This is a genomic window from Tessaracoccus massiliensis (assembly GCF_000826065.2).
GTDB classification, from domain to species: Bacteria; Actinomycetota; Actinomycetes; order Propionibacteriales; family Propionibacteriaceae; genus Arachnia; species Arachnia massiliensis_A.
This window is the reverse complement of sequence record NZ_LN623538.1, coordinates 112774-127498: the sequence shown is the minus strand read 5'-3', so window position 1 is coordinate 127498 and position 14725 is coordinate 112774. Positions and strand designations below refer to the sequence as shown.

Genomic DNA, 14725 nt, shown 5'->3' with positions numbered 1-14725 from the left:
CGGAGGTATAAGACCTAGCGCGCGACGGCCTCCGGCGGGCCCACCCGTTCAATGTTCCTGCGCCGGGCCAGCGCCACGATGCCGCCCGCGAGGATGGCCATGGCGAGGATCTGCCACAGGATGAAGGGCCCGCCCACCCCGGCGGAGCGGTCGAAGACCCCGGTCACGTCCTGGAACGGGATGAAGGCGAAGCCCAGCATGTTGTTGACGATGTGCACCGCTGCGGCCGCCTCGATCCCGCCCGTGCGCCAGGTCAGGTAGCTCAGCAGCGCGCCGAGCACCACGTAGAAGATGTTGAGCCAGATGTCGTCGGCGCCGTGGATCGACATGAAGATCAGGGCGTTGACCAGCGTGCCCACTGCGAGCGCCACCACGGGATTTCGGAACCAGGAGCCCACCGTGCGCAACATCACGCCGCGGAACATGTACTCCTCGGCCGCGGCCTGGAAGGGCGTCACCAGCATGAGGCCGATCAGCAGCCACCAGGTGTAGGGGTGGATCTGCAGGTCGAGCTCGGACAAGCCGGTGCGCAGGATGTCGATGCCGGTTGCCGCTCCCAGCACCAGGAGCGAGGCCAGCGAACAGAGCCCGAACCACGCCCACCGGAACCGTCCCGTGACCGAGTGCAGGAAGCGGGGGCGCTGCTTGACGAGCAGTGCCACCAGCAGCACGGTGGGCACGAGCAGACCGATGGCGATGCTGTTGCCCAGCACCATGCCCGGGGTCACCTTCCCGTCGAGGAGGATTGTGTCCAGGTCGTCGGGCGAGATGGCGCCGGTGGCCACTTCGATCATCATGGCCACCGTGGTGACGATGAGCGAGATGATCACGAACGCCACGGCGATGATCACCGAGGCGATGATGGGTCGCCACGGCGCGATCCCCGGGGCGCGCCAGAACTGGTGGTATCCCGTGGGCTCCGTGGGGATGGTCGACGGCGGGCTGGGCGGTGCCCAACCCTCCGGTGCGGGCCACTGGGGCTGCGGGGGCGGGCCCCACTGCTGGGACGGTGGCGTTGCGGGCGGTTCCCAACCAGGCTGCGTCATTTCGCCAACCTTAGCTTTGCGTGGCGCGAGGGCGCGCCACGTCAGGACTGGCGCACGCTGGCCACGGCCTCCTCGAGGACGGGCTCGGCCTCGCTGCCCTCGCGCGCGAAGGTCACCAGCTCCGCCCAGGAGCCGTCGGCCCCGCCGTCGATGACGTAGACGTTGAGGATCAGCGGGTCCGGGTAGCTGTCGCTGGCCACGGATGCCATCGCCTGCACGGCGGGCATGCCGCCCACGGTGGTCTCCGTGACGGTTGCCGGTTCAGCGGCGACCTCCCCCTCGTCGGAGAGCGACTCGATGAGGCACTGCATCGACTGGGCGGCGGCCGAGCGCTGGTCCTCGAACTCGCCCCACTGGCGCAGGCCCCCGAAGACGATGCCCGCCTCGTTGTCGGCGCCGTCGAGCTTGATGGCGCCCAGCGCGGAGTGGTCGTCGAGCCAGGTGAAGTAGGAGGGGTCGAAGGAGAACTCCCAGTCCGCCGGATGGGTGTACTCCACGCCCGCGGCGTAGAAGCTCTCGTGGGCGTAGCGGGTGTACGCGCCGTTGCCGCCCTGGCACACGCCGACGTCGGCGGGGAAGGTCTCCCCGGGGACGGGCCCGGCGGAAGGGTCGGCTGAGGGATCCGCGGGGTCTGCGGACGGGTCGACCGGGGCCGCCGTGGTGGACTCACCCGGAGCGGGCGGATCGGGCTCCTCGTCGTTGCCGGACAGCAGGAAGAAGGCGCCCACGGCCAGGGCCGCGACCGCCAGTACTCCCAGCCCGATCCAGAGCCACTTCAACCATGGCTGCTGACCTCCGCCCCCTGTGGTGGGGGTACCGCCGGAGGCCATCCGTTGATCCGTCCACTTCGCGCCGTCCCAGTACCTCGCCTTGGACGGGTCCTGCGGGTCGGCGTACCAGCCGGGCGCCGGGCTCACCGGTTGAACCACAAGGCGATCTCGCGGGCCGCGGATTCGGGCGAATCCGAGGCGTGCACGGCGTTGCGGGGGCCGGACTCGCCGAAGTCCGCGCGGATGGTGCCCGCCTCGGCCTTCTTCGGGTCCGTGGCGCCGTTGAGCGCGCGCACCCGGGCGATAGCGTCCTCCCCGCTGAGGATGAGCGGGATGAGTGGCCCGCTGGTCATGAACTCCCGCAGCGGCGGGTAGAAGTCGCGCTCGAGGTGCTCGGCGTAGTGCTGATCGGCGAACTCCCCGGTGATCTCACGAAGCTCCATCGACTCGATGGTCAAGCCGGCCTCCTCGTAGCGTGCGAGGACCTTGCCTGCGTTGCCCGCCTCGACGACGTCGGGCTTGATGATGACGAGCGTGTGTTCGCTCACTGCGCGTTACCTCCTTGACGGTGGGCTTCGACCCTTCGGCCGAGGATGATGCACGTGGCCCAGATCATCGCGAAGATGATACCCATCGCGTACATCCACGGGGTGAGAAGACCCAAACCGATCAGGACAAGCTGCGCAAACCATCCGATTAGGTAGCCCCAGCCCTTGCGGAGGCCCGCTGTGGCCATGAGGCACAGCACGGTGGCGACGCCGCTCCACGCGGCTGCGACGGCGAGGTTCACGCCGGAGACCTGGATCATGCCGATGTAGGCCAGCCAGATGATGATGACTTCGAAGATGAGTACGGACAGGGCCGCGACCCTCATCGGGTTACCGGGGGCGAGCGTCACGAGTCGTCCTTCTTCAGCAGTTCGCGGGCCTCCCCCGCGGCGATGACGGAGCCCGCGACGAGCACGCCCGCCTGGGTGCTGGCCGTGTCGGCCAGCATGACGGCCAGGTCGAGGGCTTCGCGCATGGTGGCGGCGCGGTGCACCTTGCTGGTCTCCCAGACGGTCTCGGCGACGGCGGCCAGGTCGTCGACGCTGCGGGCCCGCGAGGTGGAGGCCATGGTGGTGATGACCACCTGGTCCATCTTCTCCGCCAAGATCTCCAGCACCTCCTCCGCCTTCTTGTCCTGCATCATCGCCACGACCCCGATGGTGGGCGTGAAGTCGAAGCTCTCATCCGCCGCGGCGATGGTCGCGCGCGCCGCCTGCGCGTTGTGCGCGGTGTCGATGACGATGGGCGGCGACGTGCGCACCAGTTCCAACCGGCCCGGGGCCTCCACCGAGCCGAGGCCCTCCACGATGATTTCCGCGTTGAGCGGTTTGCCGCCCAGGAACGCCTCGACGGCGGCGACGGCGAGCGCGGCGTTGCGGGCCATGTGCTCGCCGTAGAGAGGGAGGAACACGTCTCCCACCGGACCGCCCACCGATTTGATGCGCAGCAGCTGACCGCCGACGGCCAAGGCACGATCCAACAGCCCGAAATCCGGCCCCTCGGCCTTGACGGGCACGCCCGCGGCGACGGCCGCGGCGAGGAGCACCTTCGCGGCCTCGGGTTCCTGGCCGGCGAACACCGCGGTGCCGCCGGGCTTGATGATGCCGGCCTTCTCGGTGGCGATCTCGGTGAGGGTCTCGCCCAGGATGTGCGTGTGGTCGATCCCGACCGGGGCGACGACGGCCACCGTCGCATCCGCCACGGAGGTGGCGTCCCAGCGGCCGCCGAGGCCCACCTCCATCACCGCCACGTCGACGGGGGCATCGGCGAAGGCCGCGTAGGCCATGCCGGTGATGACCTCGAAGAACGTCATGGCGACGCCGTCGTGGGCCTGCTCGTCGACCATCGCGACGTAGGGCGCGATGTCGGCCCACACCTCGTCGAAGCGTTCCTCGCTGATGGGTTCGCCGTCGATGGCGATGCGTTCGCGCACATCGGAGAGGTGCGGGCTGGCGAAGCGCCCGGTGCGCAGCCCGGCTGCGCGCAGCAGCGTCTCGATCATGATGGCGGTGCTGCCCTTGCCGTTCGTGCCGGCCACCTGGATGACGGGGAAGCTGCGCTGCGGGTCCCCCAGCAGGTCCATCAGGGAGGCGATCCTGGTGAGGCTGGGCGCCACCCGGTGTTCGGGCCAGCGGCTGGTGAGCTCGGCGACCAGTTCGGCGTGTGAAGTGTCAGTCATGGTGGGGCCAGCGTACTCGGAGAAGCGCCGTCGCTCAGGATCATGGGAAGCGGGGATAAGAGCCAGTCATGGCCACCACCAACTCCGGCAGCAGCCGCGCATCGTTGCGCCAGCAGCAGGAAGCCGACGAGCGCGCCCAGCGGAGCCGGCGGATTGTGATCGCGGGCATCGGCATCGCCGCCGCCCATCCTACTTCGTGGGCGACCAGCAGTTGATCGTCTACGACTACGAAGCCCAGCAGGTCCTGGAGGAGCCCACATCAGAGGCGTTCCTGGCCGCCGTCCAGCAGCTCGCCTGAGACACTTCTAGTTCCCATTTCAACCATTTTGCGCGCCGTGGTTATCATGTACTTCACGGCGCAGCACCCGACGGCGCCCGAGGCCCATCCCGGACCCTGAAGGAGCACCCTCTCATGGCGAACAACTCGAACCTCAGCAAGCGCGCCGCGCTGCGCCAGCAGCAGGAGATGGAGGAGCGCAACAAGCGCAACAAGCGCGTCATGATGTTCGGCCTCGGGCTCGCCGCCCTGGTGGTGGTCGTGGTGCTCGCGATCGTCATCGTGCAGGCCGTGGGCAACCGCACCTCCATCGCTGAGGACCAGCTCACCCCGCCCAACGCCACGGAGAACTACGGGATCCTCATCGACGGCAACGAGCCCACGGAGGACAAGCCGCACCTGATCGTGTGGGAGGACTTCCAGTGCCCGGCCTGCGCCGCCCGCGAGGCCGCCTTCGGCCCCATCATCGAGCAGCTCGTCGCCGACGGTGACATCACCGCCGAGATCCGCACCGCGAAGTTCATGGATGACACCCGCGAGGACGGCCCGTCGTTCCGCGCCGCCGTCGCCGCCGCCGCCGCGGACGAGGTGGGCCATTACAAGGAGTTCCACCGCATCGCCTTCGAGAACCAGAACACCGGCTACACCGATCAGGTGCTGCGCGGCGACGTCGCCGAGGCCGCTGGCATCACCGGCGACGACCTGACCCGCTTCCAGGAGCTCTACAACTCCCGCGCATTCAAGGACTTCGTCGACAACGCCAACGACAAGTTCAACGAGGACGAGATCGCCGCCACCCCGGCCTACGTCGTCTCGGGCAAGCGCCTCCAGTTCGTCGACGCGAACAACCAGGTACTGATCCAGCCCACCGCGCAGGACTTCCTCCGGGCCATCACCGAGGCCTGGGAGGCCGGCGACAAGCAGATTGACACCAAGCCGGAGCCCTACCAGCGGTGACCGGCCCCCAGCAGCCCGGCCCGGCCTACCAGGGCCCCCACTACCAACAGCAGCCCGGTTCGAACCCGCCGCCCGCACCGCAGCCCGGTGCACAGTGGCAGGGTCCGGCCGGGCTGCCGCCCTATAACCAGCCTCCGCAGAAGTCCGGCGGGTCCAAGACCCTGCTCATAGTGCTCAGCGGGTTGCTGGCAGCCGCGCTCTTCACGGGTGCAGGCATCCTCATCGGCCGCGAGATGGCCCAACCCGCCGGCACCGAGACGGTTACCGTCACCGAGACGGTGGCCGCCGACGCCGGCGACGAGACCGCCGAGCCGTCCCAGACGGTTGATGAGACGACGCCACCCAACGCCACCGACGGGTTCGGCATCCTCATCCGCGGCAAGGCACCGTCGGAGGGGATCCCCCACGTCATCATCTGGGAGGACCCGCAGTGCCCCGCCTGCGCGCAGTACGAGGTGGGCTTCGGCCCGGTCATCGCGCAACTCGTGGACGAGGGGAAGATCACCGCCGAGGCCCGCTTCGCGTACTTCCTCGACCAGGGCCAGCCCGATGGCCCCTCACTGCGCGGAGCGATCGCGATGGCCGCAGCAGATGCGGTGGGCAAGTTCGACGAGTACCACGCGCTCCTGTTCGCGCAACTGCATCAGGGGGCCGGCAACTACACGGACGCCGACCTGACGGGCTTCGCCGAGCAGGCCGGCATCCAGGGCAACGACCTCACCCGCTTCCGGGAGCTGTACGAGGCCCGCGCCTTCGAGGACTTCGTGGCCAGCTCGTTCGAGAAGTTCACCGCGGAGCAGGTCGCTGCCACGCCCACGTTCGTGGTCAGCGGCAAGCGGCTGCAGTTCTTCGATGAGGCCACGGGGAACATGCTGATCCAGCCGGAGCCCGAGAGCTTACTGCAGGGTGTGACCGCAGCATGGGAGGCCGGCGGCCGCCAGATCGAGGCACCGCCCGAACCTCGCTAAGATCGGGGGCATGACTGAGACCACCGCGCCCAAGCGCACCCTGCCTGACAAGCCCGTCCTCGAAGGCCTGGAGGCCAAGTGGGGCGAGGTATGGCAGGACGAGGGCGTCTACGCCTTCCGTCGGCCCTCATCGCGCGATGAGGTGTTCAGCATCGACACTCCCCCGCCCACGGTCTCGGGTTCGCTGCACGTGGGCCACGTGTTCAGCTACACACACACCGATACGGTGGCGCGCTACCAGCGCATGCGGGGCAAGGAAGTGTTCTACCCCATGGGCTGGGACGACAACGGCCTGCCCACCGAGCGCCGCGTGCAGAACTACTACGGCGTGCGCTGCGACCCGTCGCTGCCGTACGACCCGCAGTTCCAGCCGCCGGCCAAGCCGGACCCGAAGCGCCAGGTCTCCATCAGCCGCCGCAACTTCATCAAGCTGTGCGAAGAGCTCACCCAGATCGATGAGCAGGCGTTCGAGGACCTGTGGAAGCAGCTGGGCCTCTCGGTGGACTGGAACACGCTGTACACCACCATCTCGCCCGAGGCGCAGAAGGTGGCGCAGCTGGCGTTCCTGCGCAACCACGAGCGCGGCGAGGCCTACCTCGACCACGCCCCAACCCTGTGGGACGTGACCTTCCAGACCGCCGTCGCCCAGGCCGAGTTGGAGGCCCGCGAATACCCGGGCCACTACCACCGCGTCGCCTTCCACAAGCCCGACGGCGAGCCGGTCCACATCGAGACCACCCGGCCCGAGCTGATCGTCTCCGTGTGTGCGCTGATCGCACATCCCGATGACGAGCGCTACCAGGAGCTGTTCGGCACCACGGTGACCTCCCCCATCTTCGGGGTGGAGATCCCCGTCCTGGCACACCCCGCCGCAGAGCCCGACAAGGGTGCAGGCATCGCCATGTGCTGTACGTTCGGTGACCTGACCGACGTGCTCTGGTGGCGCGAACTGAACCTGCCCACCCGCACCGTGATCGGCCGCGACGGCCGGTTCCAGACCGAAACCCCGGAGTGGATCGCCGACGCGGAGGCCTACGCACCCATCGCAGGGAAGACCGCCTTCTCCGCGCGTGAGGCCACCGTCGCGAAGCTGCGCGAAACGGGAGACCTGGTGGGAGAACCGCAGGCCACGCAGCGCATGGCCAACTTCTTCGAGAAGGGCGACAAGCCGCTCGAGATCGTCGCCACCCGCCAGTGGTACATCACCAACGGCGGCCGCGATGAGGACCTGAAGGCCACCCTCCTCAGGCGCGGCACGGAGCTGGAGTGGACCCCCGAGCACATGAAGCACCGCTACGAGAACTGGGTCAGCGGCCTCAACGGAGACTGGCTGATCTCGCGGCAGCGCTTCTTCGGCGTGCCGTTCCCCGTCTGGTACAAGCTGGACGCCGACGGCGAGCCCATCTATGACAGCCCCATCGTCGCCGATGCAGCCACGCTCCCCGTCGACCCCATGACCGATGCCCCGGAGGGCTTCACCGAGGAGCAGCGCAACCAGCCCGGCGGGTTCGCCGCCGACCCGGACGTGATGGACACCTGGGCCACGTCGTCGCTCACGCCCCACCTGGCAACCGGCTGGGAGCGCGACGAGGAACTGTTCAACCTGACGTTCCCGATGGACGTGGCGCCGCAGGCCCACGACATCATCCGCACCTGGCTGTTCAGCCGCGTGGTGCGCGCCCACTTCGAGAACGGGACGCTGCCGTGGAAGCGGGCGACCATCTCGGGCTTCGTGGTGGATCCTGACCGTAAGAAGATGTCGAAGTCGAAGGGCAACGTGGTGGTGCCCACCGACATCCTCGACAAGTACGGCTCCGACGCCGTGCGCTGGCGCGCCGCGCAGGCCCGCCCGGGCATGGACTCGCCGTTCGATGAGACGCAGATGAAGGTGGGCCGCCGCCTCGCGATGAAGATCCTCAACGCGGGCAAGTTCGTGCTGTCGATGGCCGAGACCCCGGCCACGCTGGAAGCTGTGACCAACCCCGTCGACAGGTCCCTGCTCACCGCGCTGGCCGGCGTGGTGGAGAAGGCCACCGCGGAGTTCGAGGAGTTCGACTACTCCGGCGCCCTCGAGGCCACGGAGACGTTCTTCTGGGCGTTCTGCGACGACTATCTCGAGCTGGTCAAGGAACGCGCCTACGGCGGCGCCGAGGCCGAGAAGGCGTCGGCCCAGGCCGCGCTGGCGATCGCGCTGGGCGTGCAGCTGCGCCTGTTCGCCCCGTTCCTGCCGTTCGTGACCGAGGAGGTCTGGCGCTGGACCAATGAGACCTCGATCCACCGCTCTCCCTGGCCCACCGTCGAGGAGTTGTCGACCGACGGCGACGCGGCGCTGTTGGCAGATGTCGCCGAGGCGCTCATCGCCATCCGCGGCGCGAAGTCCAACGCGAAGGTCTCGATGCGCGCCGAGGTATCGAGGGCAGTCTTCCACGGCCCCGCGGCGTCGCTGGAGCGGTTAAGGGCGATCGAGCCTGACCTCCGCGCCGTCGGCCGCCTCGTCGGCGACGTGGAGTGGGCCGAGGGCGCTGAGTCACTGTCGGTCGACGTGGAGCTCGCTGAGTCGACCGCCTGATCCAGGCAAGAGCGAAGGGGCGGTGTCGCACTAGTTGCGACACCGCCCCCTTCCAGTGACAGAGCGAGTTGGCCGCTTACGCGGCGAGGGCGACCCGAGGCACGGAGTCGATACCTCTTCGGGGTCTAAGGCTGGAGCAGTTGAAGGCCAGCGACGACGCTGTATCCCTGAAGCACCGCCACCAGTTCCTCTGGCGCGCTGTTCAGGAACTCGAGCTCGAACACTGGAAGGCGCTGTGGGCCGCGCACCGGTGCCGAGCCCTGGACATGACCACAGCAGACCGCATCGCCAACACCTGGTTGAAGCGCCAGGAAGGACTCCCCTGGTCCGCGGCCAAAGACCTGCTCGAGCAACTGATCATCGCGCTCGATCCGGATGCTGCGGCACAGAAGGAAGCCCTCGCCCTCACCGAGCGCAAAGTCAACGTGTTCGATCATCAGCACGGCACCTTGAAGCTGACGGCCCGTCTGTCCGCTCTGGACGCCCGGTACCTTGACGCCGCTGTCGAGCAGATCGCCGGCGTGCTGGAACGCATCCACCTCACAGACGATGACATCGACTGGCCCATCGAAACCAAGAACGAACTCCGCTCCGCGGCGCTGGGCATCCTCGCCCACCCCGCCTACGCGCTGGCGCTGCTCCAGCAGGACGCCCAGCAGCCGCTGGTCACCGCAGAGGTCCCCAACCAACCGCCGGCAGGGCTTCCAGAGGAGGTCTGGCAGGCGCTGCTGGCCAATCCACCCGAAGCTCAGGGCGCCTCAGAGCCCCCGCCTGCACCTCCGTCAGATGCTGAGCCGCTCACCAAGCGCCGCCTGGCGGAACTCCGCTGGGAGGAACCCGCTCCTCCGCCGGGCTGGGCTCTGCCCCTGCGCGAACCACCAGAAGAGGAAACTTCGCCTGTGAGCCCACCCGCCGTCGATGCCGGCGGCGAGCACCCGGCGGCCCCGGGCCGTCGCCCACCCTGTTGTTGCGGCGGCCACACCTGTGGAACCATCACAGTGCCCCTCTCCAAGCTGCGCCCTACAGCGCAGGTGATCGTGCACCTCAATTCCGCAGACCTGATCGCGCACGGCCAGGGCAATCCGCGGGGCTCCGCCTGGATCGAGCAGGCTGGCCACGTCACCATCGAGACGCTGGCCAGGATGCTGCGCCACAGCAACGTCACGGTCAAGCCGGTGGTCGACCTCAACGAACTGCCCACGGAAGACCGCTACGCGCCGTCTGCGGCCTTGCGTGAAGCCGTCGAGTATCTCTTCCCCGTGGAGGCCTTCCCCTTCGCCACCCGCTCCTCCCAGGGCCTGCAGCAGGATCACACCAGCCCGTGGGGCACCGGCCCATTCTCCGGGAAGACTGAGCTACGCAACCTGGCGCCACTCGGCGTCAAGGTGCACAACGCGAAGACCGCCGGTTACTGGACCACCCGGCAGGTGCGCCCTGGACAGCTCTGGTGGCGCAGCCCACTGGGGTACCAGTACCTGCGTAGCGCCGCGGGCACCACCCGCCTCGACGATCACCACCTCTACGCCTCAGTCTGCCGCCCCGGCCCCTGAGCGTCGCCCTGCGAGCTCGTGTCCTGAGCCAAGCGGGGGATGAAGGCACCCCTCACCGGTCCCTGAGCGTGCCCCGCGAGGAACGAGCCGGGCACGACGCTTGTGCTGAGCCTGTCCCAGCGCGAAGCGCCGGACAGGTCGAAGTAAAGGACCCCGCAGCCGATCCGACACCTCAATCGCAGGGGTCAAGGTCACAGTCACGCTGCGGGTTGCCCTTCCACGACGCCTCGGTCATGTACGGCAGGTAGGTGAGGTTGTTGAACGCCCAACCGCTCTTTCTTCGTCGGCGCCGGAGTGGTCGGCGCAGGCGAGGTCGGCTCAACCGTCGGGTCAACCGGGGGCTCCTCCGTCGGATCGTCCGCCGGGTCGACCGTGGGATCGTCCGTCGGGTCAACAGTGGGCTCAACAGTGGGCTACTCCGTCGGCTCCACCGTCGGATCAGGCGTCTGCGTGGGTTCCGGCGTGGAGCCCGGGTAGGGGCCGAGCGGCGGGTCCACAAGCTCCTTCGGGGCGGCTGCGGAAACTCCGGTAACCCGGATCTCTGCGGCCGACGCGAAGTTGTTGATCGTCACGGCACTGATGGAGGTCAGCTTGATGTAACGCGTGGTCACGGGCTCGTCGAACGTCACGGTGGTGGGCTGGCCCCAACCGGGGGTTCACATTCTGGTCAGCCGTAGCGGGGAGGGGCGAACGGAGGCGCCGAGGCCGCGGGGGTGCCGTCGAGCCGGGCCAGCGCCTCGTCCACCGCGGCGTCAAGTTGCTTGTCGGCCGCCGATTCCCAATCTGCGGGGTCCATCTCCACCACGATGTCCGGGTCGACGCCGTGGTTCTCCAGCCCAAAGCCGTGGGTATCGAACGCGATCCAGTAGCGCGGCTGCGTCACCTCGGTGCCGTCCACCAGCGTGAACCGTCCGTCGATGCCGACGACGCCGCCCCAGCTGCGCTCCCCCACCACGGGGCCGAGGCCCAGGTTCTGGGCGGCGGCGGTGACGATGTCGCCGTCTGAGCCGGCGAACGGGTTGGTCACGAACACCACCGGGCCGCGGGCGGCCTGGCTGGGATACGTCGAGGCGCCTTCATGGTGGCGCGCCCCCACCCAGCCGATCGCGCGGCGGGCGAGCCGCTCGATCACCAGTTCCGAGGTGTGTCCGCCGCCGTTGAAGCGCACGTCCACCACCACGCCCTCGCAGCGCATCGCCGCGTCGATGAGGCGATGGAACTCCGCCCATCCCCGTGCCACCATGTCCGGCACGTGCACGTAGCCGATGCGCCCGCCGGAGCGCTCCCGCACATAGGCCACCCGCTCGGCCGACCACTGGTGGTACCGCAGCGGCGACTCGTTGCTGGTGGGCACGACGGCGACCCTGCGCTTCTGCCTGCCCCTGGCCAGCGTCAGTTCCACCACCTTGTCCGCGGCGCCCTGCAGCAGGGCGCCGATGTGCGGGGCATCCGCGGTGGAGCGGCCGTCAACCGCGACGATCACATCGCCGGGCTCCGCCGCGACGCCCGCCGCGCGCAGTGGGGAACGCGCCGTCGGGTCAGAGGTCTCGCCAGGCAGGATGCCGGCCAGGACCACCTCACCCTTCGCGTTGCGGGTGAAGGTGGCGCCGAGTTGCCCCACCGACGGGCCGTCGTCGTCGGGCGGGGAGACGTAGGCGTGCGAGGTGTTCAGCTCGCCCACGGTCTCCCAGAGCACGTCGACCAGGTCGTCGTAGCTGGCGAGCACGTCGAGGAGCGGCCGGTAGCGGGCCACCGCGGCGTCCCAGTCCGTGCCGTCGAAATCCTCGCGCCAGAAGTGGTCCCGCATGAGGCGGGCGTTCTCCTCGAACATCTGGCGCCATTCCGCACGCGGGTCCACCTCGCGGCGCAGCCGGCCCAGATCGACGGCGACCCTGGCGTCCTCGTCGTCGCCGGGCGCCTGCTCCGCGCCTTGCACCCAGATCTCGTCGCCGTTGCGCACCACCAGGCGCTCGCCGTCGCCGCTGACCCCGGCCCCGTCGCAGCCCTCCACCACGGTGGTGACCTTGCGTGTCTTCAGCGAGAAGTGCTCGACGATGTCCTTGACCTCGCCGTCGACCCCGGCGCGGAGCGCCCCCAACTCGCCCAGCGAGCGCATGGACTGCCACACGTAGCCGTGCTGCGTGGGCTGCAGGTGCAGGTAGCGGCCGGACGGAACCGGGAACGGCACCATCCGCTCCTCCACGCCCTCCACGTCGAAGACCACAGACTCCGGCCCGCGGTCCTCCTTGTCGGATTTGTCGTCCTTGCCCTTGCCGTGGCTGTCGGCGTCGTCGTGCTCGTCGTCGGCCTCGCTGATCGCCCAGCCGTCCGCGGACGGTCCGAACGGTGCGGGTTCTGCGGCGCTCAGCGGCACCAGCCACGGGCGCACCGTGTTGGTGAAGGAGAGATCGAACGTCAACTCGTCGTAGGTGGGATCGATGGTGCGGCTGGACAGGAACGCCAGGTGCTTGCCGTCGGTGGAGAACACCGGGGAGAAGTCGTTGAACTGCCCACGGGTCAGCGTGAAGGCCCTCTTGTCCGTGAGGTCGTAGCCCACGAGTTGGCCCAGCATCCCCTCCTGCGCGATGGCGTTGCGCCACACCAGGTAGCGCCCGTCCGTGGACCAGGTGAAGCCGGTGGGCTCGCCGACGGCGGAGCGGCCGATCTCCCTGACCGAGCCACGCGCCACGTCCACGAGGTAGACGGCACCATCGTGGCTGCCCACGGCGATCCTGTTGCCCTGCGGGCTGGCCTCCAGTGTCAGCACCCGGCCCAGCTTGCCCGCCCCGATGCGGCGCGGTTTGTCGCCGCCCTCGATCAGCCTGATCTCCAGCGCGTCCTCGCCCTCCGCGTCGGTGACCCAGACGGCCTTGCCGGCCTTCCGGTCCAGGAACCGGGGCTCCCGCACCCGGACCCCGGCGGTGTCCGCCAGCGCGCGGGCGGGGCCGCTGCGGTGCGTGAGGTAGTAGGCGGCGCCGCGCCATTCCAGCAGCGAGCCGTCGCCGCCGTGGTCCGGCACGATCGACTCCAGCCGGTCGGTGGGGTGGATGTGGACCGGCGCCGGCGCCCCGATGCCGGTGGTCAACTCGATCAGCTGCGGCTCGGCCTTGAGGCTGGCCAGGTGGAACAGTTGCCCGCGGGCGTGGAACACCACGGAGTCGCCGTCACTCGTGGCGTCGCGGACATACCCGTCCTCAGCGGTGTGCGACGTGTGGGCCCGCAGGTCCTTGCCCTGCGCGTTGACGGACCACACCTGGGCCTGGACGTCCGGCGCGTCGCCCAGATCCGAGGTGAACACCAGGCGGTTACCCACCCAGGTGGGGTGGTGCAGGCCCGCGGTCACCTCCGGGAGGATCCGGGTCCACTCGCCCTTCCCGTCGCCGACGTAGAGCCGTGCGGCCATGCCGCCGCGGTAGCGCTTCCAGCCTGAGGGGTCCCGGTGGTTGATGGTGGCCACGGCCACCCTGCCGGAGCCGTGCACCGCCGCGGCGGTGGCGCCACCCCAGGGCAGGCGGACGAGTTCCCCGCTGAGTGAAAGGGAGTACATGTAGGTGTCCACGCGGTGGACGCCCTCATGATCCGAGGAGAGCAGCACGTGAGAATCGTCCAGCCACCCGGAGACCATGAGACGCCGCGTGCCGAGCCATGTCAGCCGCCGAGTGCCGCCGTCGAGGTCCAGCACGTAGGCGTCCCACCGGCCGTTGGTGGTGGCCGTGTACGCGACCTTCGTGCCGTCGGGCGAGAACCTCGGGTTGCGTGGGGTGGCCTCACCGACGGTGAGTCTGGCGGCGCGACCGCCAGACAGCGGGCCCAGCCACAGGTCGTCGTCTGCGACGAAGACCACCTGGTCTTGATGAAGGTGTGGGAAACGTCGATAGCCTCGGGTCACCCGCCCCAGCTTACGTGCAACTCATGCCGCGGGCACCTCCACGACGGCGTTGGGCACCGCCGTGAAGAAGGCGATCAGGCGGTCCCCCAGCGCCGCCTCCGCGCTCTCGCGCCAGCCGCGCGCCACGCCGGGCGGCAGCATGAACCGCGACGACACCGCAGCAACCATGGTCACCTCCGGGAAGTGGCCGAGAAACCCGTCGAAGAACCGACTCCGCTCGGGTTGACTCGCGAGCCACGGTACGTCGTCGATGACGATGGGCTGCAGCAACCTGTGCTGCGCATCGCACAGCAACAACAGCAGCGCTCCGGCAGCGCGATCCCGGCCTCTGAAGAACAGGTCCACCACGTCGATGGCGAGGCCCGGGGTGGACAGGGGATGATCGGACCAGTCGTCCGGCAGATCTTCAAAACTCATGCCATCACTATGGATAAAGCCAACCCCGATCTTCGATGAGTTTGTCCCGCTGTGGA

The 14725-nt window shown here is 68.9% G+C and carries 13 protein-coding genes; 5 read left to right on the top strand and 8 right to left on the bottom strand.

Going from position 1 to position 14725, the window contains the following annotated elements; translation table 11 throughout:
• Positions 1-14 precede the first annotated feature (14 nt).
• The 5 genes from BN1186_RS01435 to BN1186_RS01415 are packed head-to-tail and all read right to left on the bottom strand — an operon-like array spanning position 15 to position 4042.
• A complete protein-coding gene (locus BN1186_RS01435) occupies positions 15-1046 on the bottom strand; it encodes a CPBP family intramembrane glutamic endopeptidase (RefSeq protein WP_052459638.1) in 1032 nt (343 codons plus the stop codon).
• Positions 1047-1087: 41 nt separating this feature from the next.
• Complete coding sequence (locus BN1186_RS01430) at positions 1088-1963, bottom strand: DUF2510 domain-containing protein (RefSeq protein ID WP_052459637.1); 876 nt, start codon at positions 1961-1963, stop codon at positions 1088-1090.
• Entirely contained in the window at positions 1960-2364 is a 405-nt protein-coding gene (gene ndk, locus BN1186_RS01425; protein ID WP_040281834.1) for a nucleoside-diphosphate kinase, read from the bottom strand. The genes BN1186_RS01430 and ndk overlap by 4 nt, the downstream gene beginning before the upstream one ends.
• Positions 2361-2714, bottom strand: a complete 354-nt coding sequence (locus BN1186_RS01420) for a DUF4233 domain-containing protein (protein ID WP_040281832.1) — start codon at positions 2712-2714, stop codon at positions 2361-2363. The genes ndk and BN1186_RS01420 overlap by 4 nt, the downstream gene beginning before the upstream one ends.
• Positions 2711-4042, bottom strand: a complete 1332-nt coding sequence (locus tag BN1186_RS01415) for a bifunctional folylpolyglutamate synthase/dihydrofolate synthase (protein ID WP_040281829.1) — start codon at positions 4040-4042, stop codon at positions 2711-2713. Before BN1186_RS01415 ends, BN1186_RS01420 begins: the two co-directional genes overlap by 4 nt.
• A 68-nt stretch (positions 4043-4110) precedes the next feature.
• Here BN1186_RS01415 and BN1186_RS15345 point away from each other — a divergent pair, with 68 nt between their 5' ends.
• From BN1186_RS15345 to BN1186_RS01395, 5 genes are all read left to right on the top strand, one after another.
• Positions 4111-4257, top strand: a complete 147-nt coding sequence (locus tag BN1186_RS15345) for a hypothetical protein (protein ID WP_180348996.1) — start codon at positions 4111-4113, stop codon at positions 4255-4257.
• A 197-nt stretch (positions 4258-4454) separates the two neighbouring features.
• Positions 4455-5276: a DsbA family protein gene (locus BN1186_RS01410; RefSeq protein WP_040281827.1), complete on the top strand. Its 822-nt coding sequence runs from the start codon at positions 4455-4457 to the stop codon at positions 5274-5276.
• Positions 5273-6244, top strand: coding sequence for a DsbA family protein (locus BN1186_RS01405; RefSeq protein ID WP_052459636.1), 972 nt, complete (start codon positions 5273-5275; stop codon positions 6242-6244). Before BN1186_RS01410 ends, BN1186_RS01405 begins: the two co-directional genes overlap by 4 nt.
• A gap of 10 nt (positions 6245-6254) precedes the next feature.
• Entirely contained in the window at positions 6255-8813 is a 2559-nt protein-coding gene (valS, locus tag BN1186_RS01400) for a valine--tRNA ligase (protein WP_040281825.1), read from the top strand.
• 140 nt (positions 8814-8953) lie between these two features.
• Positions 8954-10363 carry a hypothetical protein gene (locus BN1186_RS01395; RefSeq protein WP_040281823.1) on the top strand — a complete coding sequence of 470 codons (1410 nt, stop codon included), beginning with the start codon at positions 8954-8956 and terminating at the stop codon, positions 10361-10363.
• Between the two features lie 413 nt (positions 10364-10776).
• Here BN1186_RS01395 and BN1186_RS15340 read toward each other — a convergent pair whose 3' ends face one another.
• The 3 genes from BN1186_RS15340 to BN1186_RS01385 are packed head-to-tail and all read right to left on the bottom strand — an operon-like array spanning position 10777 to position 14669.
• Positions 10777-10992 (bottom strand): hypothetical protein, encoded by a 216-nt coding sequence (locus BN1186_RS15340; protein WP_040281821.1) that lies wholly within the window; start codon positions 10990-10992, stop codon positions 10777-10779.
• Between the two features lie 38 nt (positions 10993-11030).
• Positions 11031-14252 (bottom strand): S41 family peptidase, encoded by a 3222-nt coding sequence (locus BN1186_RS01390; protein ID WP_040281819.1) that lies wholly within the window; start codon positions 14250-14252, stop codon positions 11031-11033.
• A gap of 21 nt (positions 14253-14273) precedes the next feature.
• Positions 14274-14669 carry a hypothetical protein gene (locus BN1186_RS01385; RefSeq protein ID WP_040281817.1) on the bottom strand — a complete coding sequence of 132 codons (396 nt, stop codon included), beginning with the start codon at positions 14667-14669 and terminating at the stop codon, positions 14274-14276.
• Positions 14670-14725: the final 56 nt, after the last annotated feature.

Bases quoted from the DNA above. Each gene is read 5' to 3' on its own strand.
- BN1186_RS01435 (WP_052459638.1), bottom strand. From the start codon at position 1,046: ATGACGCAGCCTGGTTGGGAACCGCCCGCAACGCCACCGTCCCAGCAG.
- BN1186_RS01415 (WP_040281829.1), bottom strand. From the start codon at position 4,042: ATGACTGACACTTCACACGCCGAACTGGTCGCCGAGCTCACCAGCCGC.
- BN1186_RS15345 (WP_180348996.1), top strand. From the start codon at position 4,111: ATGGCCACCACCAACTCCGGCAGCAGCCGCGCATCGTTGCGCCAGCAG.
- BN1186_RS01410 (WP_040281827.1), top strand. From the start codon at position 4,455: ATGGCGAACAACTCGAACCTCAGCAAGCGCGCCGCGCTGCGCCAGCAG.
- valS (WP_040281825.1), top strand. From the start codon at position 6,255: ATGACTGAGACCACCGCGCCCAAGCGCACCCTGCCTGACAAGCCCGTC.
- BN1186_RS01385 (WP_040281817.1), bottom strand. From the start codon at position 14,669: ATGAGTTTTGAAGATCTGCCGGACGACTGGTCCGATCATCCCCTGTCC.